This window comes from Chryseobacterium sp. MEBOG06 (assembly GCF_021869765.1).
In the GTDB taxonomy this organism is placed as follows: domain Bacteria; phylum Bacteroidota; class Bacteroidia; order Flavobacteriales; family Weeksellaceae; genus Chryseobacterium.
In genome coordinates, this window is sequence record NZ_CP084580.1 from 4,643,410 (window position 1) to 4,665,189 (window position 21,780).

Sequence of the window (21,780 nt, forward strand, 5' to 3'; positions counted from 1 at the left end):
ATTATACACAATTTTCAGACCAAAACACTATTTTCTGTAGGGGTAAATTGTGAATTTTAATGTTTTTTAACGCATTTGAACCTCTCTTTTATATACATTATAAGGTTGTAGCCCTTCTTTTTGTACAATTTTTTGTCCCAAATGAGTGCATGAAAATCTTATAAAGCCATTGGCAATATTAAAGTTACCTTCATTAATAAGGAAATAAAGTACTCTTGTAAATGGATACTCCATTGTACGAAGTCCTTCAAAATCGGCATTATATAACTTTCCTTTATATTTTACCGGGAGTACTTTAACCATTTCTCTAAGTTTTTCAGAAGTCTTATCATAAGGACGGCTAAATGTATTAAGCCCTATTACCCCAATTTTATCAGGATATTTTCCTAATTCTTCAATAATCTTCTGGTTCCCCGGAATAATGGAAAATTTGAGACTTTTAGGCTCTTTATTCAGCTTTTCTGCAACAAAGTTCAAATTACTGGAGTTTGTTCCGTCAAAAATAAATTCTTTATTGTCTGAAAGAAGTCCATCGCTAATCTCCTCCATAGAAATGCTTTCTTTTGGAGAGTCTTTAGGAACCACAAAAACCACTGCATCAGCAGCAAATTTGGAAGGAAGAAATTTTAAATCGGTTCTGTCTTCGTATGTTTTTATTTCCTCAGGTTTCAGGTTTCTGGACATTACCACCACCTTGGCATTACCGCTTAACAGTTCAAGAAGGCCTAAGTCTTCTTTTTTGTTTCTACTTTAATACGGGTTTCCGGGTAATTGATCATATAGCCATCGGCTAATGCTTCAGTAACGCTTTGAAAAGATTCGTCTGTAAAAATGGTAAGATCACCTTTATGATAAGATGGGGATTTCTCCTCTTTTTTGCAGCCTGCAAGCATCATTCCTAGTACAAAAACGACTGCAATCTTAAAACTATTCTTCATGTCTCGATTTTTTAATTTTGGAGATAGCCCTGTAAATCCTAAATACACCATATAGGATCAGTACTCCACCTAATGCATAAGCAATAGCAGGTTCCAAAATAGTAAAAAAGAATTTGTAGACAATGACTACAATTCCTAAAACGATATAAAACAATCCCGTAAGGAGGGATAACCAATTGAACATCATGTAACAAAAATACAAAAAAAATAAAAAGAGAAGCATATGCTTCTCTTTTTATTTATATTCTGAATAAATAAGTTTAATTATTCAAAGTTCATAGTAAATGGTACGCTATAGTAAGATCTAACGCTCTCCCCGTTTCTTTTCGCAGGAGTCCATTTTTTAAGTTTCTTAACTACACGAGCTGCTTCATTGTTAAAGTCGCTATTTGGAGATTTCTCTTCAATAACAACATTGGAAACAGTTCCGTCTTTTTCTACAACGAACTTAAGCTTAGCTTTAAGTGTACCTTCACCTCCTTCCATTAGAGAAGTATCGAAGTTATCTCCTAAGAACTTTCTCAATGAGCCCATACCTCCAGGATATTCTGCAGACTGGTCTACATCTTTGTAGATCTCGTTAGGATTATTGGCTTTCACTTCCACAGTACTAGCTTTAGTACCTGTAGATGGCGGCGGTGGCGGTGGTGTATAAGCCGGAGCTTTTACCCCCTCCTGATTATTCAAACCAGTTGTTGTTTCCAACTGCTTAGAAATCGGTGGTGGTGGAGTTTCAATTTTCGGAGCTTTTACAGGCTCAGGAACTACGTTCTGAATTACCTCAATTTTCTCCTCTTCTTTTGGAGGTGGAGGTGGTGGAGGTGGTTCTGCTTCTTTAGGCTGCTCTATAATCGGTTCTTCTTCCAGAATGTCTACTAGATCTGCCTTCACTTCTTGCTTAGGCGGAGCAGTAAGATTCTTGATCGTAAGATAGATGAACGGAGATAAAGCTGCCAAAAGGAATAAAGCTGTTCCGATGATAAAAGACTTTGTTAAAAGTCTCGGATACTGATGTCTAATATCATAGGCACCATATTCCTTGTTTCTATTTTCAAATACGATTTCGTCTAAAGTAAGATTCTGACCGTATACATTTTCATCTGCCATAGATTAGATATAACAATTTTATGGTTAAATTACTTTGTAGCAGCAGCTGGTGCAGCAGCACCTCCTACTTTTTTCTCATAAACAGCTTTCTCCCAAGGCTTCACATCGGTAACACCGTACTGCTCACTTTTGGTAATTGCCATTTCGTCAAGAATATCAACAAAGTTCTTATATACAGCATCGTCAGTTGGCTTAATGATCACGGTAAATTTCGTTTGATCTGCAGCTCTAGATTTTGCCTGCTGGATTACTTTTCTAATTCCTTCTCTATCAAGAGTAGTTTCCATTAAAGTTTGGTCATTCAAGGAAGTTGCATCCTGCTGGTGCCAAAAAACTCTATTGTCTTTTCCTAATAAGATAGAAATTGAGTTAGAAAGTTTAATTTCTGTTGGTGGAGGTTTAGGAGCATCTGGTTTTGGTTTAGCCGGAAGACCTAAGTCCATCACATTCGGTTTACTGAATGTAGTTGTGAACATAAAGAAGGTAATCAATAGAAAACCCAAGTCCACCATCGGAGTCATATCGACCCTGGTATTCTGCTTCTTGGAACGGACCTTGCCTCCCTTGCCGCCTTTTTCTTGTACTTGTACTTCTGCCATTTCTATCGATATTATTCGTTAGGTTTACCTTCTTGTGATGTAATCAACCAAAATTTAAGAAAATCAATATCTCTTAAACCCTCAAACAGGCCTTTAACTTTAGGGTACTGAGTTGTAACGTCACCTTTAATAGCTAACTTGTAGTCAGGATTAACGCTTAAACTTTCTTTTACCCAGTCAATTAACTGCTTATTTGTACTGTCCATAGGAATTCCTGTAGGACTCTTATAATTTTTCTGCTCATCTGCAGGCATATCCAAATAACCTTTAAGCTGGTTCATTGGAACTCCAATTGCCTGAACTTTCTGGAAAGCAGCTTTTTGGTTGTTGTCAAAAGTAATACCATACTTTTGTCCCATTTTATCCAAAAGAGCAACTCTTTCTGATGCATTTTCTACTGGTTGGAAATAAAATTTTCCATCCGGAGTAGCGTTGATAGTCATTAAACTAGCATCAGGAAGTAATTTTTCCGAAATTGAAGATGGCGGTTTGATCTGCTCCACGTCAGGTTTCTTAAACTGAGTGGTCAAGATAAAGAACGTAAGAAGTAGGAACGCAACGTCACACATTGCGGTCATGTCCGTTACTACTCCATGTCTTTTAGGTTTGACTCTCGCCATTATTATAAAATATTTTTAATTAAACTTCTTTTAATTGCTAATGCAAATACCTTGCTAATTCTTAGTTGAATTCAGCGAAAGACTGCTGGATACTCATAGAGATCTCGTCGATCTTGTAAGTTAATCCGTCAATCTTAGAAGTAAAGAAGTTATAAAGAATAATAGCGATAGCTGAAGTACCAATACCTAATGCAGTGTTAATCAAAGCTTCAGAGATACCTGTAGATAGAGCTGCAGCATCTGGAGTACCACCTCCTGAACCTAATGCAAAGAACGCCTTAATCATCCCGATTACCGTTCCAAGTAGTGCGATCAATGTTGCAACAGTACCTAGAGTAGAAAGGATCATCATGTTTTTCTCAAGCATTGGCATCTCAAGAGTTGTAGCTTCTTCGATAGCTTTGTTAAGCGCTACCATTTTCTGCTCTTTATTTAATGTATTATCGTGAGAAAGTGCTTTGTAAGTAGTAAGACCTTCTTTTACTACGTTACCTACAGAACCTTGTTGTCTGTCACATTCTTCGATAGCTTCGTCAATTTTGTTTTGGTTTAGTAAGCTTCTTACTTGTACAACGAAGTTGTCTAAGTTTCCTTTTCCGGCAGCTTTACCAAGAACGAAATATCTTTCAAAAGAGAAAACAATTACAGTAATCATGAAAGTAATCAAGATTGGTACAATAACCCCTCCTTTGTAGATAATACCTAAAAACGATTCTGGATGAATGTCTTTTCCTTCAATGTCTGAAAAAGCTACAGACCCACTTCCTAGTTTATCTGCATCTTTAAAGTTTCCTGGGCTACCAAGAACGAATAAATAAATACATATCCCTATAGCAAATAGAATAGGAATAATAACAGCTGGATTTAAACCTCCTGCCTTTCTAGCAACTACTTGCTCATCATTTTTTGAAACATTCATTTCCATATTTAACTAAATTATATTGTTTTAAAATTTTACAGGGTGTAAATTAAAGGCAAAATTAATTAAAATGCAAGAGTCTTAATTAAACATTTTGCTTTTTTTTGATAAAGAAATTTTAATACGATTCCGATATAATAATTATTTTAAAATATTTTATTTATTTTTCCCAAATTTAACATTTGAGTTAAAAAATCAAAAAAATAAGACACCCATTTTTTTTAATTTCCCAATGTTAATTTTCTTTTAAATTACGATATTCACAATACGGTGAGGAACTACAATGATTTTTTTAGGGGTTTTACCCTCCAAAATCTGCTGCATTTTTTCACTTGAAATCACCAAATCCTCTACTTCCTTGGCTGAGAATTGAGCTGAAAGCGAAATTTTGAACTTCATTTTGCCATTTACGCTTACCGGATACTCAATTTCGTCTTCAATCAGATAATCTTCATTCAACACCGGAAATTTCTCAAACTCAATTGAGGTATCGTTCCCCAGCATACTCCAAAGCTCTTCACAAATATGAGGTGCATACGGAGAGATGATAACGGCTAGTGGTTCTAAAATATTGCGTTTGTTACATTTTAATTTCTGAAGCTCGTTCACAGCAATCATAAATGATGATACTGAGGTATTGAAAGAGAAATTTTCAATATCATAAACCACCTTCTTTATTAAGGTATGTAAAACTTTATATTCTGCTTTTGTAGGTTCTTCATCAGAAACTTCAAATACTTCTCCGTTGAAATACAGGTTCCAGAATTTTTTAAGGAAACCATATACTCCACTTAATCCCTGAGTATTCCAAGGCTTGGATTGCTCCAATGGTCCCAGAAACATTTCATATAGTCTTAAACCGTCTGCTCCGTATTCTTCACAGATAACATCAGGATTGACTACATTATATTTGGACTTGGACATTTTCTCTACTTCACGGTCTGTGATGTATTTATCATCTTCTAAAATAAATTCTGCGTCAGCATAATCCGGTCTCCATGCTTTGAATGCTTCAGTATCCAATTCATCTGAGGTTCCTTTTAATAAGGATACATCTACATGAATCTGCTGAGTCTTGTATTCGCTTGCTAAGTTTTTAGACACATATTTATTGGTACCTTCAACTCTGTATACAAATGCACTCATTCCTAAAATCATCCCTTGGTTGATCAACTTCTGGAAAGGCTCGTCATGATTAATATAGCCACGGTCTTTCATAAACATATTCCAGAAACGGGAATATAACAGGTGGCCGGTTGCATGCTCGCTTCCCCCGATATAAAGATCTACCTGTCCCCAATAATCTGAAATGTTCTTTGCACAGAATTCTCCATTATTATGAGGGTCCATATATCTAAGGAAATACCATGAGCTTCCAGCCCATCCTGGCATTGTAGATAGTTCTAACGGGAAGACTGTTTGATCATCAATTAAATCTGTAGAAACCACTTTCTGATTAACCTCATCCCACGCAAATACTTTTGCATTTCCTAATGGTGGATCTCCGTCTTCTGTTGGTAAATATTTTTCAACTTCAGGAAGTTCTAATGGTAAAGCAGAAACTGGCAATGTGTAAGGCATTCCATCCTTATAATATATAGGAACGGGCTCTCCCCAATAACGCTGTCTTGAGAAAATTGCATCACGCTGTCTGTAATTTGTTGTTCCGTGACCGATTCCTTTAGTTTCAATTTCCGAAATCATTTTTGATTTCGCATCATTATAATTCAGTCCGTTTAGGAAATCTGAGTTTACACAAACTGAATCTTTAGAATCAAAAGCTTTTTCCTGAACGTCTTCTTCTGTTTCAACTACTTTTTTAATTTCTAAATTAAATTTCTTCGCAAATCTGTGATCACGTTCATCATGTGCAGGAACAGCCATTACAGCTCCTGTACCATACCCCATCAATACATAATCTGAAATATAGATCGGCATTTTTGCTCCACTGAAAGGATTAACTGCATAACTTCCGGTGAAAGCTCCGCTCACGTTTTTCACGTCAGACATTCTGTCTCTTTCTGTTTTCTTGGAAGTTTCTTCTATATAGGTATCTACTTCTGCTTTCTGAGCGTCTGTAGTAATGGTTTCCACTAAAGGATTTTCAGGAGCCAATACCATAAAGGTTGCTCCAAAAATGGTATCAGGTCTTGTAGTGAAGACTTCTACGATTTCGTCATGGCCATCTACCTGAAACTCAACCTGAGCTCCCTGAGATTTTCCGATCCAGTATTCCTGAGAATCTTTCAACGGCTGTGGCCAGTCTAATGCAGCAAGTCCCTGTAGCAGTCTTTCAGAGTATGCAGAGATTCTCATACTCCACTGCATCATTTTCTTCTGAAATACAGGAAACCCTCCTCTTTCGGATTTTCCGTCTTTTATTTCGTCGTTTGCCAATACAGTTCCCAACGCAGGACACCAGTTCACGGTGGTCTCTGCTCTGTAAGAAAGACGATAGTTTAACAGGATATCTTCTTTATCAAGATCTGAAGCACTTTTCCATTCTTCTGCAGTAAAGGTAAGTTCGTCATTCTGATTGGCATTTAAACCTTCTGTTCCTTTTTCTTCAAAATGCTGAATCAGGGTATCTATAGCTTCTGCCTTATCTGTATCTTTATTATACCAGGAATGGTACAGCTGGATAAAGATCCACTGTGTCCATTTATAGTAAGAGGCATCTGAAGTTCTCAATTCTCTGCTCCAGTCGAATGAGAATCCGATCTTTTTTAATTGCTCCTCGTATCTGTTGATATTCTGTTCTGTAGTGATTGCCGGATGCTGTCCTGTCTGGATCGCATACTGCTCAGCAGGAAGTCCGAAACTGTCATAACCAACCGGGTGAAGCACATTAAACCCCTGATGTCTTTTGTATCTCGCATAGATATCTGATGCAATATACCCGAGTGGGTGACCTACATGCAGCCCGGCTCCTGATGGATATGGAAACATATCGAGTACATAAAACTTGGGTTTATCTGTGTTATCGGAGGTTTTATAGGTTTGATTTTCCTCCCAGTACTTCTGCCACTTTTTTTCTATCTGCTGATGATCGTAAAACACTTTTGTATAGGTTATATGTTAGACTTTAAATATTCAATAATTCTTTTCTTTTTAACAAGATTCACAAAAATAATGATTTTAAAGCAAATAAAAATTTAATTTACAATGAATTGTAAATCTCTGCACAACAAAAAAATCTCATCCGGAGATGAGATCTGTTTTTTATCGTGAAGTATCCTGCTATTACTGAGTAATTCTCTGGAAAGTATAAGTTCTTGTCTGAAATATAGTAGGATCCTGAGTTTCTTCTCTTACAGCAAGGTTAAGAGTGGTATCATCTAACGTTACAACCTTTGCATTTACTGGCTCTACCACACCCTGAATTTTCATCTGAACGGTTTTTGCGTCCTTGTCATAAGTATAGTTGAATTTTATATCTGATAAAATAGCACACTGTCCAGGTGTAGCAGTATCTCCCCAGTTTGTTCTTGTCCCTTTGGATTCTACGCTGAACCACCATCTGGATTGCTTTTGGCAGTCTGTATACGTAATTGTATTAGAAACCGGATCTTCGCCAACCTCCACAGTAGTAACCACTTCTTTTAATGGTCGCCACGACCCAACTAACGGAGATTCTCTGACAGTATCACTCTCAACAGTACATCCTGTAGCTGCAAACAATGACAATCCTGCAAATAGTAATGCTAATTTCTTCATAGATCATTTTTTTCAAGCGCTAAAATTATAATTTTTTTGATTTATATTACTATTTTTTGTGAAAAATTATTTTATCAATCATTATTTATACATATTTTGAAACGTCAGGGCTTAATATTCCTCTTATTTAACAAATATTGAGCGCCCGGAATTATCTCTATTCTATTAAAAAAGCTATTTTTGTAAGAAAAATACAAATGCAGGATATAACGAAAAACAATTTTGATTTCATACGTGTTCTCCTTGCTTTCATTGTGTTTGTAGGACACCTGGGAGCGCTAAGTCAATCTGACCAGCTTCATATATTAACATACAGTCCGGTAGAGGTTGCTGTTTTTGCGTTTTTCATTGTAAGTGGTTTTTTAATTGCGAGAAGCTATGAAAGGTCTTCCAGTTTAAAGAGCTATGCTAAAAAAAGATTCAACAGGATTCTTCCTGCTTATTTATTGGTTGTATTTCTCTGCACTATACTGCTGAGCCTGGTCAGCACCCTCTCATTTTCAGAATATTTTGGCAACACTGAGGTTTATAAATATTGGTTCTGGAATTCAATTTTCATGAATTTCAAAGCTCCCTGGCTTCCTGGCGTATTTGGTAATCAGGCTGTAAATGGAGCTTTGTGGACACTAAAAATAGAAATGTGTTTTTACTTTGCTGTTCCTCTGATCTTTTTACTGTTTGGAAAAAACAATAAATACAGAAACATCAGTCTGATTGTACTGTACTTCCTTTCGCTGGTTTTCCTTAATTATTTTGAAATGACCGGCAGGGCTGCTATTTCAAGACAGTTACCCGGATCATTATGTTATTTCATTGGCGGAATGTTGCTTTACTTTAATTTTGATAAATTCATCAAGTACAAAAATCAGCTTTTCATTATCGCCATGATTACGGTATGGATAGATCTTTTTTTCAAAATAAAACTATTCTCCCCTATCATGATAAGCATCATCGTTTTATATATTGCTTATTCTTTTAAGTTTCTGAATAATTTTGGAAAATATGGAGATTTCACCTACGGAATTTATATATTCCATTTCCCTATCATAAGGGTATTTCAGACTTTAGGGCTGTTTGAAGATTACAATCCTTATGTGATGAGTCTGGTTTGTATGTTCGTAGTAATTGGGGTTGGAATTTCCTCATGGCATCTTTATGAAAAAAGATTTTTATAAATTTACAGATATTAATTACACAAATGAAAGATCTGGTCTCCATCATCACACCCTGCTATAATTCTGCAGAATTTATAGAGGAAACAATACAATCTGTTCTTAACCAAACCTACGAAAACTGGGAATGGCTGATCACTGACGACCTTTCTAAAGACAACACTGTAGAAATCATTAGAAAATATAGTGATCCGAGAATAAAATTACAGGTTCTGGAGAAAAACGGAGGCGCTGGAAATGCTAGAAACAACAGTCTTGAAAGAGCACAGGGAAGGTATATCGCTTTTCTTGACTCTGATGACTTTTGGTATCCCGAATATATTGAAACCATGACCGGTTATATGCAGGAAAATAATGCAGAGCTTGTTTACTGTAATTATTCAAGATGTAATGAGGAGCTTCAACCGATATTGAAAGACTTTTTGGCTGACAAGGTAGTTACCTTTTCCAATCTGTTAAAAACCTGCCGCCTGGCACCCGTATCTACAATGTATGATACTAAAAGAGCAGGTAAATTTCTATTTCCTGTAAAAAGCAAACGTGAAGATCATGTCATGTGGTTGAATCTTTTAAAAGTAATTCCTGAAGGAATACCTTTAAATAAGACCTTGGCAAAGTACAGAATGCGGGAAAACAGTGTTTCAAGAAACAAAAAAAATATCATCAAGGACCAGTATCTTGTGTATAAGGATTTCATGGGATTTTCAACAGTTACGTCACTGTATTACACAGCCAACTGGGCGTTAAACGGATTTCTGAAATATTCAAAAATTTTCAATTAATGGAGTATTCAAAAGAATTTAAAGCAGCCTTAAGCGCTTTTTCAAGTAATGATAAAGATAAGCTTATTTTCAGACTGCTTAGAAAAGACAAGTTATTGTCCAAAAAGCTGTATTTCGAACTTATCGATCCTGAAACAACCGATGATAAAAGAAATGCAATGGAAGAGCAGGTAGAGGAAAAAATTCTTTTAGCCTCAAAGTATATTGGAAATACCCAATATTTCCTTAGTACCATTAGGGGTATAAGTGCCGAAATTACAGAACATGTAAAAATAACTACGGATAAATTCGGGGAAGTATCACTGACACTTATTCTGATCAACAGGATTCTGGAGTACAACGATGACCTCAGCAGACAACGTTTTGATAATGTATACAAACTTTATATTTATATCATTAATAAAGTATTCAAATCTTTGATTTTAATTAAAAAACTGGATGAAGATTACTGGATAGAAATTGATGAATACCTACGGGACACTCAAAACAAAATCTTTGAAAATCATTATCTTCAAAAACTTTGCATCAATAACGGGCTTGACTTTAATTGGCTTGAATGTGAGAAAATTCCTGAAAATATCGATCAGGTTGTGAAAGAAATCAAAAGCCAGGGATTCCTAAGATAAAATTTTCTGCAAAATCATGGCTGTGGAGTCAGGCTTCTCATCAACGAATCGGTAAGCGTTTTGGGACATCTCTGTAAGTTCCTCCTGATTATCTTTATTCGCCAGAAACAGAATAAATTCTACAGCCTCAGATTCTTCACCGAAAGACTGTCCTCCTGCTGCTGCAATCAGATCATCCGCCTCCGGGTTTTTCTTGTACTGATTTCCAAAAATAACGGGAACACCAAAAGTGGCAGCTTCAAGAATATTATGCAGTCCTGCGTCATGAAAACCTCCTCCTACTACTGCAATATCTGCATAAGAATAGAGTTTTGACAACAAGCCTATGCTATCTATGATTAAAAGTCTGGAATCAAAGTTGGTGTGCTGATCTTGTTCTATCTCACTATAAAGTAAAGCTTCAGGAAATATATTTTTTAAGTGCGCTATCCTTTTCAGGTCATGAGGAGCTATGATCAGTTTCAGAGTATTATTCTTTTGTGAAAGTCTTTCTGCTATTTTCTCTTCCGCCTGCCAGGAGCTTCCAAAAACAATGGCTTTATTTTCCCCAATAAAATCAGCAATATTAGCCACATAATTATCACGTTTCCGAAGCTGTTTTACTCTGTCAAACCTTGTATCTCCCGTTACAGAAGACTGCATAAGCCCTACACTTTTAGCTAAGGCAAGAGAAATTGGGGTCTGATGAAAGAACCAGTCGACATTTCTTTGAAGCTGTTTTACAAACCATTTCCCATATGATGTAAAAAAAGACTGTCTTTCGTAGAATAGTGCAGAAATTACATAGATCTTGGTATTTCTGTTTTTCAGTTCGTTCAGCAGATTATACCAATAATCATACTTAACCGTAAAAAATAGTTTAACATCAAAAGATGAGACAAAGTCTTCTACTGTATTTTTTTTATCAAAAGGAAGATAACAGATAACATCTGCTATATGCTTCTTTATAACAACATTTTCATAACCGGACGGCGAAAAGAAAGTCACAAGAATTTTATGATCAGGCAGATTTTCTTTAAGTTTTTCTAAAACAGGCAGTCCCTGCTCATATTCACCTAAGCTTGCCGCATGCATCCAGATCACTTTATCTGTTTTTGAAAATGCAGACCTTACTTTATGTAAAGATTCCTTTCTTCCTTCAACTCCTCTTTTAGTTTTATCATTAAACAAAGAAAAAACTTTCATCCCGAAAGTAAGAAGGCTGATAAATATGTTGTAAAGTAGTTTCAATTTTAATTTGATTTAATCGTCAGATTTCTTTATTATCCCTTCCTTGATAGATTTTACAAGTCCTACTCCTATCACAGCGAACATTAATGCCAAAATAAAGAAGATAGCACTGCTAAGTTCAGTTTGTTTGCCCTCTGCAATACGAACGCTCTCTACGATGATATCCAAAAACAAGAGCATCACAGGAAGCTGCAGTGAAAACATATATAACTCCAGTTTTTCTTTGTTACGGAAACTTCTGGGTACATTCACTAAAGGAGAGTTTGGGTTTCTTGATATCCCGAAAAAGAGTAAGGAAATAAAAGCAGCTATACATGGAAGAATCCAAATCATTGCTTTTTCGGATTCACCGTCTACTTTTCCATAGAAATCAAAATGGCTGGGTATTATATGTGGTAGTCCTGCATATTTAATTCCTGTAAACCCCCAAATTACTATAAGCAAAAGAGTATTTACAATTAATAGTATGCCAGACAATTTCATGTTTTAAATAACGCTTTTAAGGACTCTCAGTTTGTGAGTATGTTTATTCAATTCTTTATTGAAAATTCCCGTAGAGTCCAGAGTGTCTATTCTCACTTTTCCTGACGCATGGATGATCTTCTGATTTTCAAGCATAATTCCTACGTGAATAATTTTCCCTTCTTCATTTTCAAAGAAAGCAAGATCTCCAGGCTGCGTTTCTTCTATAAAGGTAAGTGCTTCTCCCACCTCAGCCTGCTGGGAGGCATCTCTGGGAATCTTTATATCATGAACTTTATAGACCAATTGGGTAAAACCTGAACAGTCTACGGCAAAGAAACTTTTCCCTCCCCATAGGTAAGGTACATTAAGGAATTCTCTTGCCGTAAGCGCTATACTTTCCCGTACATCGTGGCTTCTTCTTGAGGCAACCACAGAAAATTCTACTTCGGAACCTATAGACAGTAACGTTTTCCCATCATTCATCAATACAGAAGAAAAATCTTCAGTTACGACCGTAACTTTTCTGTTAGCAAGTTCCTGATCGGTAACCGTTCTGATCTGTTTGGTATCTATCCACCCTTCATAGCCGTCATAGTGCATTTTTATTTTGGTCCAGTTTTTATTAACCTCCAAAATATCTGCACTTTCTCCAAACAATATTTCTGTAACAATTTCTGCCCTGTCAGAACCTTCTGCACGGACTGGCGCTACTGTAACAATACAAATTCCTTTATTCATTTTATTCTTTTAGAAATTAGGACATTTAGAGATTTAGAAATTATGCTGCCTTCTTCAATCTCTATATCTCTTAATTATTTTCTTCTCAGAAAATTCACCCCGTCACGCAAAGGTAAAATAAGATTTTCAAAATCTTCGTCTTTTGCGGCTAAATCGTTTAATTCTTTAATAGACTGTGTAGATTTCATTTTTGGTTCTTCTTCCAGTACTTTTCCATACCAAAGAACGTTGTCAAACATAACAACAGATCCTGATCTGGTGTGAGGTTTTATAAGTCGGAAATATTCTGCATAATTTTCTTTGTCAGCATCTACAAAAATAAGGTCGTAAACCTCATCTGTTTCCTTTAAAAATGTTTTAGCATCCTGAAGTTTGAAATCAATCTGATCAGCATACTCACTCGTATCAAAATATTTTTTTGGAAGATAAGCGAGATCTTCATTCACGTCCAATGTTGTAATTTTCCCTTCTTTACTTAATCCTGAAGCCAGACAGAGCGTGGCATATCCTGTAAAAGTTCCTATTTCAAGGACATTCTTTGGCTGCAGCATTTGAGAAATTATAGTGAGAAGCCTACCCTGCTGATACCCTGATATCATATGAGGCTGTGTTGTTTTCTGATAAGTCTCTCTTCTCAGTTTTTTCAGAATTTCCGATTCCGAAGAAGCGTGTGCTTCCAAATATCTGTCCATTTCAGGATTCTTTTCTTCAAAAAAACTCATAAAATTTTATTTAAACAAATTTAAGAATTTTAAAACTTTTTTTAAAACCCTTATTTCCGTTGAGTATAAGATAAAAAAAAAGAGAGAAATTAATCCCTCTTTGTCTTTATATCTTCTGTCTTCGATGTTGATGCAGAGAAAATATTTAATAGGCTATACAATACTGTCCTGGTGAACCACATACCCATCCCGGACAGCAATCACTGGTTCTCTGGCAAATTATCTGTGGATTACACCACACTTCTGCACCTTTTACATTTTTCATTTCTCCTCTTGAAAGTTTTTTAGAATTTTTCATAATTATTTTGGTTTAGTATTAATTTCCTACTCTTTAAGATTTTCGGACACCTCTTTAATTTATCTCTCTAAAAAGAGATTTAAATATACAATTATTTTTTTAACCCAAATAATAGAATTACTATAAGTTATTCATAATTTACCACTTACACATTGATTAAATGAACCAAACAAGCACCATTACGCTAATTTAATATCTCTGTACAACTATTAAAATCCTGAATATCCGAATGAATTTGATGATTTCTGAGTGTCATTTTTCGACCTAAAAAAAACCGTATAGTGATCAATCCTAGGGAAAAGCCCATATAAAATACCGGAAAAATACGGATACTATTTTCTAGAGATTAGTTATATGTTTGCAAAGAGAATAACGGGTAAAAACACTAAGAGAAAGTAAAATGATTACAGGAGAGACACAAACTAACCATGAGAATCAAAAAACCGTACTACCTAACAGTAAAACGGATTCTTCTGTAAAAAAATCTAAGGCTGAAATATCCAATTCATTTCTACAAAGAATTATTTCGCTCTTGAAAAAAGAAGAATTAATTTGATTAAAAAATAAGTCCCGGCCTCCTTCGGGATTTATTTTATTTTAATGCCCATCAAGGGTAAACAATTTTTCTAAAAAATATTCTGGCGGGCAGTAAAGCTCAAATCCACATAAATTCTTCATTACTTATCTTGTTTCTGAAATAGGTAAAGTAATTTGATATATTCTTAAATAATGGGGACATTGAATTGACCTTACTTTAGCCCATAAAAAAATACAGCACGAAATATGAACATAAAAACTTCCTGTCTTCACTGCCGGAAACAAAAAAACTGCCTCATCTCTGAGACAGTTTTTGTTATTTATATAATTCGATGATTATTTTTTTGGAGCGATATCCATCAATTTCATAAACTCATCCAGTTTAGGCATAATGATGATTTCTGTTCTTCTGTTTTCTGCTCTTCCTGAAACGCTCATATTAGTCGCTTTAGGGTTATATTCAGAACGTCCACCTGCTGTAATTCTTGCAGGGTCCACTCCAAACTGAGTCTGAAGAACTTTAGCTACCGAAGTTCCTCTTAATGCTGAAAGATCCCAGTTATCTCTTGGCAGATTAGGAGAACTTAATGGAGCATTATCTGTATTACCTTCGATCAATACTGAATACTTATCATAATCATTGATTACTTTAGCCACTTTACCAAGTACTTCCTGAGCAGCTGGCAAGATGTTGTAATCACCTGTTTTGTATAACATTTTATCAGAAAGAGAGATCATTACTACTCCTTTCAATACTTTTACCTGTACATCCTGATCTGACATATTATCCAAAGATCTTTTCAGCTTATTAGATAATGCAAGGTTCAGACTGTCATTTTTAGCGTTGTTTGAAATCAACTGCTTAATATATGAATTGGATGCATTGATCTCACCTACCAGTTTATCAATATTAGAAGAGCTCTTACCTGTATTGGACAGACACGCATCAAGTGATGACTTCAAAGCATCATGCTGGCTTTTCAATAGATTGTTCTCACCTGTCAATGCAGAGTTTTGAGATTTTAAATCCTGAATTTCTCTTTGTCTTTCACCAATATTTTCAATACACTGCTTATAGTTTGTGCTTAAAGCATCGTACTGCTTCTTGCTGATACAAGACGTCATTCCCAGTGCCATTGCAGAAACTGCTAAAATTTTTAAAATCTTCATAAGTAAACTTTTTTAAAGAACTCAAAGTTAGGGAAATTCAATTGAATTATATCGGTTATCTTTGCATAAAAGAAATTCTCAACAAATATGTTGAAAAAATCAACCTTCATCTACCAATTAGAAAATCTCGTCTATCAGCCTGGCACTCACACTTATCTTTTGGCAGTGAGCGGAGGGGCAGACTCTATGGTCTTAGCCAGTTTATTCAGCGATTTAAGAGACTTTTCACAGGATTTGGAACCGGAATTCCAGATCGCTCACATTAACTACAAACTGCGAGGCAATGATTCAGATCTGGATCAGAAAGTCGTACAGGATTTTTGTGAGAAAAATCATATAAAATTCCACCTGTATGAAGTTTCGGAAAAGGATCAAAAACCTGAAAATTCTATTCAGCTTTGGGCAAGAGAGCTGCGTTATCGATTCTTTAGAGAGATTCAGGAAAAAGAAAAACTTAAGTTTCTTGTTACTGCTCATCATCTGAATGATCAATTGGAAACCTTTATCATTAATCTTTCTAAAGCAGCAGGCATCAATGGGCTGAGTGGCATTCCTTCCAATGATAATAACACCTTGCGTCCGCTTTTATCATTTTCAAAAAAAGAAATTTACCGGTTTGCTGAGGAAAACAATATTGAATTCCGGGAAGATCTTTCGAATAAAAAAAGCGACTATTTAAGAAATAAAATCAGAAATGAAATTGTTCCCACATTGATGGAAACCAATGACCATTTTCTCGAGAACTTCAAAAAGAGTTCTTTTTACCTGAATCAGGCTAAGGATTTTGTTCAACAACAGATTGAGAAAATAGAAAATACGCTTACACTATTTAACCCGGAGTATAAAATCTTATCAAAGGAAAAGCTGGATCAGGAAAGCGATTTTGTAAAGTTTGAAATTTTAAAAAAATACGGTTTCACCCAGGAAGAAGAGATCCCTAAAATTTTTAAAGCTGAGAATAACAGTTCTTTTTTTTCAAAAGAATACCAACTGACCGTTAATCGTGATGAGTTAATATTCATTGATAGAAGTAAAAAGCAGGCTATCGGCACCAAAGAGATCGTGATTGACCATTTTGATTTCAAACAAAACCGGATGAGTATCAATTTCGTAGATACTATTGGAAACATTGATGGAATCAATAAGGCTTTTGAATGGGAGTTTGATGCTGAAAAACTTCATTTCCCACTTAGTTTGAGAAAGCAAGAAGACGGTGATGAATTTTATCCGATGGGGTTTTCGGGGAAAAAGAAAGTTTCTAAGTTTTTTAGGGACGAAAAATTATCTATTTTAGCGAGGCAAAAAACTTGGATACTGACTGACAGTAACAATTCCGTACTTGGAATCATTCCTTTCAGACAAGACAGAAGATATGCAACAAATGAAAAGACCAAATGGAGTCTTAAAATTTTTAATAAAATGAACAATGAAATTTAGAAATTGGTTTTTATTAATTCTACTATTTTTAGCAACAGGAATTAATGCACAGATAAAAAATCCTGTAAAGTTTAAATTTACTGTCAACGATCTTGGTAACAACCAATACGAAGCGGTTTTGAATGCTACCATGGAAAGCGGCTGGCATATTTACTCTAAGGACTTACCGGAAGATACGGGAATTCCAACCGAATATAAGGTTTCAGGAAAAAATATTGAACTGATCGGAAAGTTTACGGAAACGGGTAAAAAGCATGAAGAGTTTTCCGAAGCTTTTGGAGGAACCATTGTTTTCTACTCCAATACAGCTGGGTTTAAGCAAAAATTCAAATTAAAAGATCCAACAAAACCTGCTGATGTTATTTCTGAAATTACCTATCAGACTTGCGACGACAGAGTTTGCCTTGCCCCAAATACTTTAGAGTTCAATCAAAAAGTGACTCCAAAAGGAGCAACAGAAGAAGAAGTTGCCCCTGAAAAAATGGCAAAAGATTCAGCAAAATCTGTAGAAATGGTTAGCGAAACGCCTTCTAAGAAAGAAATGACCATTGCCGAAACGTCAATGCTGGATCCTAAGCAGTTAAAAATTAAAACATTAGATTTCAAAAATCCATTAACAGACTGTGGAATTGCAACACCTAAAATGGATGAAAACTACTGGACGTATCTGTTTTTAGGATTTATTGGCGGCTTAATTGCTTTACTGACACCTTGTGTTTTTCCAATGATCCCTTTAACGGTTTCATTTTTCACAAAGGGTAACAAAAACAAAGCAAAAGGAAAGCGAGATGCTATTATATATGGATTTTTCATCCTTCTTATTTTCATCTTACTAAGTATTCCTTTCCATATTATTGACGGAATTGCAGGAAATATCTTCAACGAAATTTCTACAAGTGTATGGCTTAATATTGCATTCTTTATTATATTCATCTTCTTTGCAGGAAGCTTCTTTGGGTATTATGATATTACCTTACCAAGCTCTATTGCCAATAAGTCTTCAAGAGCTGAAGAAGCCGGTGGTATCATTGGTATATTCTTCATGGCACTTACTCTGGTAATTGTATCTTTCTCATGTACGGGTCCTATTTTAGGAAGTTTATTAGGAAGTGCAGTAACAGGATCATCCAATGTTCCTATGTTATTAACATTTGCACTGGCTGGGTTTGGATTGGCATGGGCTATTGTTTTCGGATTATTAGCTTTATTCCCTCAGGCATTACAAAGTCTTCCGAAATCTGGAGGCTGGATGAATACCGTGAAAGTAGTTTTAGGGTTCGTAGAATTGGCTTTAGCATTAAAATTCTTATCTAAGGCAGATCTTGTATCTAAGACATTCTTGTTAAAACGAGAGCTTTTCATTGCGATCTGGATTATTATCGCACTGGGATTAGCTTTATATCTATTAGGATTTATCAGATTCCCGCATGATGATAAGAAGCCTAAAATTTCTATGTCAAGAAAAATATTAGGGGTATTGGGAATCGGTTTTGTGGTGTATCTTATACAGGGTTTGATTCCATCTGAACGTCCGAAGCTTCAGCTTTTAAGTGGTATTTTACCTCCACTTAATGTAAGTTATTTTCATGATGAAAAAGACGGAATTTTGGGAATGCATCCTGAACATGATTTTTTCAAAGCCATAGAAATTGCGAAAAAGGAGAACAAACCTATCTTAATTGACTTTACAGGATATGGATGTGAAAACTGTAGAAAAATGGAAGAGTTCGTATGGAGTGAGCCGGATATTTTACCTATTCTCCAGAATGATGTTGTACTGGCATCGCTTTATGTAGACGATAAAGAAGAGCTTCCTGAGGATCAAAAAACTAAAATTGACCTTGGAGAAGGGCAGGTAAAAAAAGTAAAAACAATAGGTGACAGATGGAGCTTATTCCAGCAGGTTAACTTTAACAATAATTCGCAGCCTCATTATGTTTTAATTACTCCTGACGGTAAGGTAATCAACAACCCTGTTTCAGGCTATATGCCAAAAGAGGATTTTAAGAAATTCCTGGAATGCGGAGTTAATTACTTCAAGAATAATAAATAGATTGTAATCAATATAATTTCAGCCTTATCAGTAAATTGATAAGGCTTTTTTAATACATTGATTTTAACAGGATTTAAGTAAAATACAATAATTAAATTTGAAATTTATTATCAATTTACATGTTTAGGTATAAACTTTGTATCAATTCATCAAAACACCGATCGGCTTTTTAAAGTTTTCATCAAATACCGTTTAACATTTTAAAGTATTAATTATGGCTGAAGTAATCGCACAAGAAAAACAGAGCGGCAAGCAAAAGAAAAAATTGATCAGAGTAGATATGACTCCTATGGTAGATTTAGGATTTCTGCTTATCACTTTCTTCATGTTCACGACCAATTTTACAAAACCTAATGTAATGGACCTTGGACTACCGGCAAAAGACCCTAATCCCAATCCCAGAAAAACACCAGTGATTGGGGATAAAAATCAAGTTACCTTCATTCTTGGTAAAGACAACAGGGTGTTTTATCATCAAAGCAACCAGAAAGACCTGAACGCAGGCAACCTAAAAGAAACTGATTTTAGTGGAATAAAAATTTCAAAAATCATTTCTGAAGCTTATAAAAACGCTCCGAGTCCTGAAAACTTCACGGTGATCGTGAAGCCGACAGATGAAGCCAACTACAAAAACTTTGTAGATATGCTGGATAATCTCGCTATTGCTAAAAAAGAGCGCTATGGTGTTACTGACATCAAGCCCTGGGAAACAAAAATTTATAAAGAGTTAGTTCAATAAAGAGAAGGCTGTTTCAGTAATGAGACAGCCTTTTTGATGCAGTTTAAGATATTCATCGGGAATAATTCAACAGACAATTCTGATGCTGCTGATAGTCTTGAAGCTTTTGATAATCATAAAAAAGATTATCATTTCAAATAGATTACGGGTGGCCAAATATTCCTCTTTTTTGTTTAAATTTGAATAGGCAATCGATCAGGAATTAATTTCTTGATTATTGCTGCTTTATTTTAACCTTCTATAATTTGGAATCATGCTGAACTTTGAGAGAAAAGGAAATGGAAAAGAAACTCTGGTACTACTTCACGGTTTTATGGAAAACCTGTCTATCTGGAATGATATGGAGCCCCATCTTTCTAAAGATTTTTCATTGTTAAAAATTGATCTTCCAGGTCATGGGCAGTCCGAAACCCTAGGCGAAGTTCACACTATGGAACTTATGGCAGATGAAGTAAAAAAAGTTTTGGATAACCAGAATGTAAAGAATATACATCTTCTGGGACATTCCATGGGCGGCTATACTTCATTGGCATTTGCTGAAAAGTATCCTGATTCTTTAAAAAGCTTGACGTTATTTTTCTCTACTTATTTTGCAGATGATGAAGAGAAAAAACAACAGCGCGTTAAAAGCTACAGAATCATCAGGGATGCTTTTGCCCATTATGCCAGAGTGGGAGTACCTAATCTATTCAATCCTAATGAAAGAGATATTCTGGAAGGAAAAATTGAAACGGCGCTGGAAACAGCACTTGCCACTAATAATCTTGGGGCTCTGGCCTGTGTAAAAGGGATGGTGGAGAGAACGGACAAGAAGCATATTATTCAAAATCTGGAAGCCAAAATCTTAGTATTGGCAGGAAAACATGATAATGCTGTAAAAACAGATATCATGATCAAAAACCTTCCGGACAGAACCAATATAAAATCTTATATACTGGACTGCGGGCATAACGGACATTGGGAGAAACCAGTGATCTGTGCAGAAATAATCAACACCGAACTTCTTCATAATCTTCCGAAAAATCTTATTTTATAACATTCAAATATGAAAGAAGCTTAAGTCTGTAATTACAAAAAAATCCTGTATCTTAGTAGAGGATAATTTTTATAATGGCGTTATTTTCGTTCAAAAAAAAGAAACCACCGATTATTGGACTTACACTTTCAGGCGGAGGAATGCGTGGAATTGCCCATATTGCCGTTCTGAAGGCTTTGGAAGAATACGATCTGAAACCCCACATTATTTCAGGGACAAGCGCAGGCTCCATCATTGGTGCTTTTTATTCTTTTGGAAAAACACCCGATGAGATGATGGAAATTGTAAGACAGACTTCTTTTTTCTCCAGATCTTCATTAAAACTATCAAAAAACGGGATTTTCAGCTCTAATTTCATTTTAAAACTTCTTACCGACTATTTCCCTGAAGATAATTTCAATATTCTGGAAATCCCGGTATATGTTGCTGCCACAGAAATGACACATGGCATTGTTGATTTCTTTTCTGAAGGACCGCTTTTTGGTCCATTACTGGCTTCATCAAGTGTTCCGTTCATTCTTCCTCCGGTAAGAATTGGGGACAAAATTTACGTAGATGGCGGTGTTTTAGACAACCTTCCAATCGAACCTATTATTGACAAGTGTGATTTCCTTATTGCCTCCCATGTTAATTCGCTCAGCTATGATGAATTGAACAAAATGAGCCTGCTGAAAGAATTCGACAGAATCCTCCACCTGGCTATTGCCAAATCTGTATATTCTAAGGTGAAACACTGTGATATCTTCCTGGACCCTCCTAAAATGACTAAGTACAGTCTTTTTAGCAAGAAATATATGGATGAAATGTTTCAGCAGATGTATGAATACACTTGTCAGGAGCTTGAGGAAAAGGGATATAAAAAACTTGAATAAGTT

General features: G+C 35.5%; 23 protein-coding genes. 8 read left to right on the forward strand and 15 right to left on the reverse strand.

Translation table 11 applies throughout. The features are described from left to right. Window positions 1-66: 66 nt before the first annotated feature. The 9 genes from LF887_RS21225 to LF887_RS21260 all read right to left on the reverse strand — a co-directional run bounded on the left by LF887_RS21225 (window position 67) and on the right by LF887_RS21260 (window position 7,900). Window positions 67-684: a substrate-binding domain-containing protein gene (locus tag LF887_RS21225; RefSeq protein ID WP_317207779.1), complete on the reverse strand. Its 618-nt coding sequence runs from the start codon at window positions 682-684 to the stop codon at window positions 67-69. Between the two features lie 41 nt (window positions 685-725). Beyond that, entirely contained in the window at window positions 726-938 is a 213-nt protein-coding gene (locus tag LF887_RS24345) for a hypothetical protein (protein WP_317207780.1), read from the reverse strand. Continuing rightward, entirely contained in the window at window positions 928-1,161 is a 234-nt protein-coding gene (locus LF887_RS21230) for a DUF308 domain-containing protein (RefSeq protein WP_317207781.1), read from the reverse strand. Before LF887_RS21230 ends, LF887_RS24345 begins: the two co-directional genes overlap by 11 nt. 41 nt (window positions 1,162-1,202) lie before the next feature. Continuing rightward, window positions 1,203-2,045, reverse strand: coding sequence for an energy transducer TonB (locus LF887_RS21235; RefSeq protein WP_236856255.1), 843 nt, complete (start codon window positions 2,043-2,045; stop codon window positions 1,203-1,205). Between the two features lie 29 nt (window positions 2,046-2,074). Next, window positions 2,075-2,644 (reverse strand): ExbD/TolR family protein, encoded by a 570-nt coding sequence (locus tag LF887_RS21240; RefSeq protein ID WP_236856256.1) that lies wholly within the window; start codon window positions 2,642-2,644, stop codon window positions 2,075-2,077. A gap of 11 nt (window positions 2,645-2,655) precedes the next feature. Then, window positions 2,656-3,264, reverse strand: a complete 609-nt coding sequence (locus tag LF887_RS21245) for an ExbD/TolR family protein (RefSeq protein ID WP_047098809.1) — start codon at window positions 3,262-3,264, stop codon at window positions 2,656-2,658. 61 nt (window positions 3,265-3,325) lie between these two features. Then, the gene (locus tag LF887_RS21250) at window positions 3,326-4,189 is read right to left on the reverse strand and encodes a MotA/TolQ/ExbB proton channel family protein (protein ID WP_236856257.1); all 864 of its coding nucleotides are present in this window, start codon (window positions 4,187-4,189) and stop codon (window positions 3,326-3,328) included. A gap of 240 nt (window positions 4,190-4,429) precedes the next feature. Further along, window positions 4,430-7,243, reverse strand: a complete 2,814-nt coding sequence (gene leuS, locus LF887_RS21255; RefSeq protein WP_236856258.1) for a leucine--tRNA ligase — start codon at window positions 7,241-7,243, stop codon at window positions 4,430-4,432. Window positions 7,244-7,426: 183 nt separating this feature from the next. Next, a complete protein-coding gene (locus LF887_RS21260; protein ID WP_236856259.1) occupies window positions 7,427-7,900 on the reverse strand; it encodes a lipocalin family protein in 474 nt (157 codons plus the stop codon). 197 nt (window positions 7,901-8,097) lie between these two features. Here LF887_RS21260 and LF887_RS21265 point away from each other — a divergent pair, with 197 nt between their 5' ends. From LF887_RS21265 to LF887_RS21275, 3 genes are read left to right on the forward strand one after another with little or no spacing between them, the layout of a single operon-like run. Further along, on the forward strand, window positions 8,098-9,075 hold the full coding sequence (locus LF887_RS21265; protein ID WP_236856260.1) for an acyltransferase family protein: 978 nt from the start codon (window positions 8,098-8,100) through the stop codon (window positions 9,073-9,075). A 23-nt stretch (window positions 9,076-9,098) separates the two neighbouring features. Beyond that, window positions 9,099-9,854 carry a glycosyltransferase family 2 protein gene (locus tag LF887_RS21270; RefSeq protein ID WP_236856261.1) on the forward strand — a complete coding sequence of 252 codons (756 nt, stop codon included), beginning with the start codon at window positions 9,099-9,101 and terminating at the stop codon, window positions 9,852-9,854. Next, window positions 9,854-10,480, forward strand: coding sequence for a deoxyuridine 5'-triphosphate nucleotidohydrolase (locus LF887_RS21275; RefSeq protein ID WP_236856262.1), 627 nt, complete (start codon window positions 9,854-9,856; stop codon window positions 10,478-10,480). Before LF887_RS21270 ends, LF887_RS21275 begins: the two co-directional genes overlap by 1 nt. On the opposite strand, the gene LF887_RS21280 is transcribed toward LF887_RS21275, so the two are convergent. The 6 genes from LF887_RS21280 to LF887_RS21305 form a co-directional block, all read right to left on the reverse strand. Beyond that, entirely contained in the window at window positions 10,472-11,710 is a 1,239-nt protein-coding gene (locus LF887_RS21280) for a 3-deoxy-D-manno-octulosonic acid transferase (RefSeq protein WP_236856263.1), read from the reverse strand. The two genes, LF887_RS21275 and LF887_RS21280, sit on opposite strands and share 9 nt — an antisense overlap. A 12-nt stretch (window positions 11,711-11,722) precedes the next feature. Further along, the gene (locus tag LF887_RS21285) at window positions 11,723-12,193 is read right to left on the reverse strand and encodes a DUF1648 domain-containing protein (RefSeq protein WP_236856264.1); all 471 of its coding nucleotides are present in this window, start codon (window positions 12,191-12,193) and stop codon (window positions 11,723-11,725) included. 3 nt (window positions 12,194-12,196) lie between these two features. Then, window positions 12,197-12,913: a C40 family peptidase gene (locus tag LF887_RS21290; protein WP_236856265.1), complete on the reverse strand. Its 717-nt coding sequence runs from the start codon at window positions 12,911-12,913 to the stop codon at window positions 12,197-12,199. 74 nt (window positions 12,914-12,987) lie between these two features. Then, window positions 12,988-13,635: an O-methyltransferase gene (locus LF887_RS21295; protein WP_236856266.1), complete on the reverse strand. Its 648-nt coding sequence runs from the start codon at window positions 13,633-13,635 to the stop codon at window positions 12,988-12,990. A gap of 145 nt (window positions 13,636-13,780) precedes the next feature. Further along, window positions 13,781-13,933, reverse strand: coding sequence for a CCPGW family putative bacteriocin (locus tag LF887_RS21300; RefSeq protein WP_236856267.1), 153 nt, complete (start codon window positions 13,931-13,933; stop codon window positions 13,781-13,783). Between the two features lie 873 nt (window positions 13,934-14,806). After that, complete coding sequence (locus LF887_RS21305) at window positions 14,807-15,640, reverse strand: OmpA family protein (RefSeq protein WP_236856268.1); 834 nt, start codon at window positions 15,638-15,640, stop codon at window positions 14,807-14,809. An 87-nt stretch (window positions 15,641-15,727) separates the two neighbouring features. Here LF887_RS21305 and tilS point away from each other — a divergent pair, with 87 nt between their 5' ends. The 5 genes from tilS (at window position 15,728) to LF887_RS21330 (ending at window position 21,777) form a co-directional block, all read left to right on the forward strand. Further along, window positions 15,728-17,077, forward strand: coding sequence for a tRNA lysidine(34) synthetase TilS (gene tilS, locus LF887_RS21310; protein ID WP_236856269.1), 1,350 nt, complete (start codon window positions 15,728-15,730; stop codon window positions 17,075-17,077). Next, a complete protein-coding gene (locus LF887_RS21315) occupies window positions 17,067-19,130 on the forward strand; it encodes a protein-disulfide reductase DsbD family protein (protein WP_236856270.1) in 2,064 nt (687 codons plus the stop codon). Before tilS ends, LF887_RS21315 begins: the two co-directional genes overlap by 11 nt. A gap of 214 nt (window positions 19,131-19,344) precedes the next feature. Further along, complete coding sequence (locus LF887_RS21320; RefSeq protein ID WP_236856271.1) at window positions 19,345-19,869, forward strand: biopolymer transporter ExbD; 525 nt, start codon at window positions 19,345-19,347, stop codon at window positions 19,867-19,869. A 253-nt stretch (window positions 19,870-20,122) separates the two neighbouring features. Next, entirely contained in the window at window positions 20,123-20,905 is a 783-nt protein-coding gene (locus tag LF887_RS21325) for an alpha/beta fold hydrolase (RefSeq protein ID WP_236856272.1), read from the forward strand. 74 nt (window positions 20,906-20,979) lie between these two features. Then, window positions 20,980-21,777 (forward strand): patatin-like phospholipase family protein, encoded by a 798-nt coding sequence (locus tag LF887_RS21330; RefSeq protein WP_236856273.1) that lies wholly within the window; start codon window positions 20,980-20,982, stop codon window positions 21,775-21,777. The last annotated feature ends 3 nt before the right edge of the window (window positions 21,778-21,780 follow it).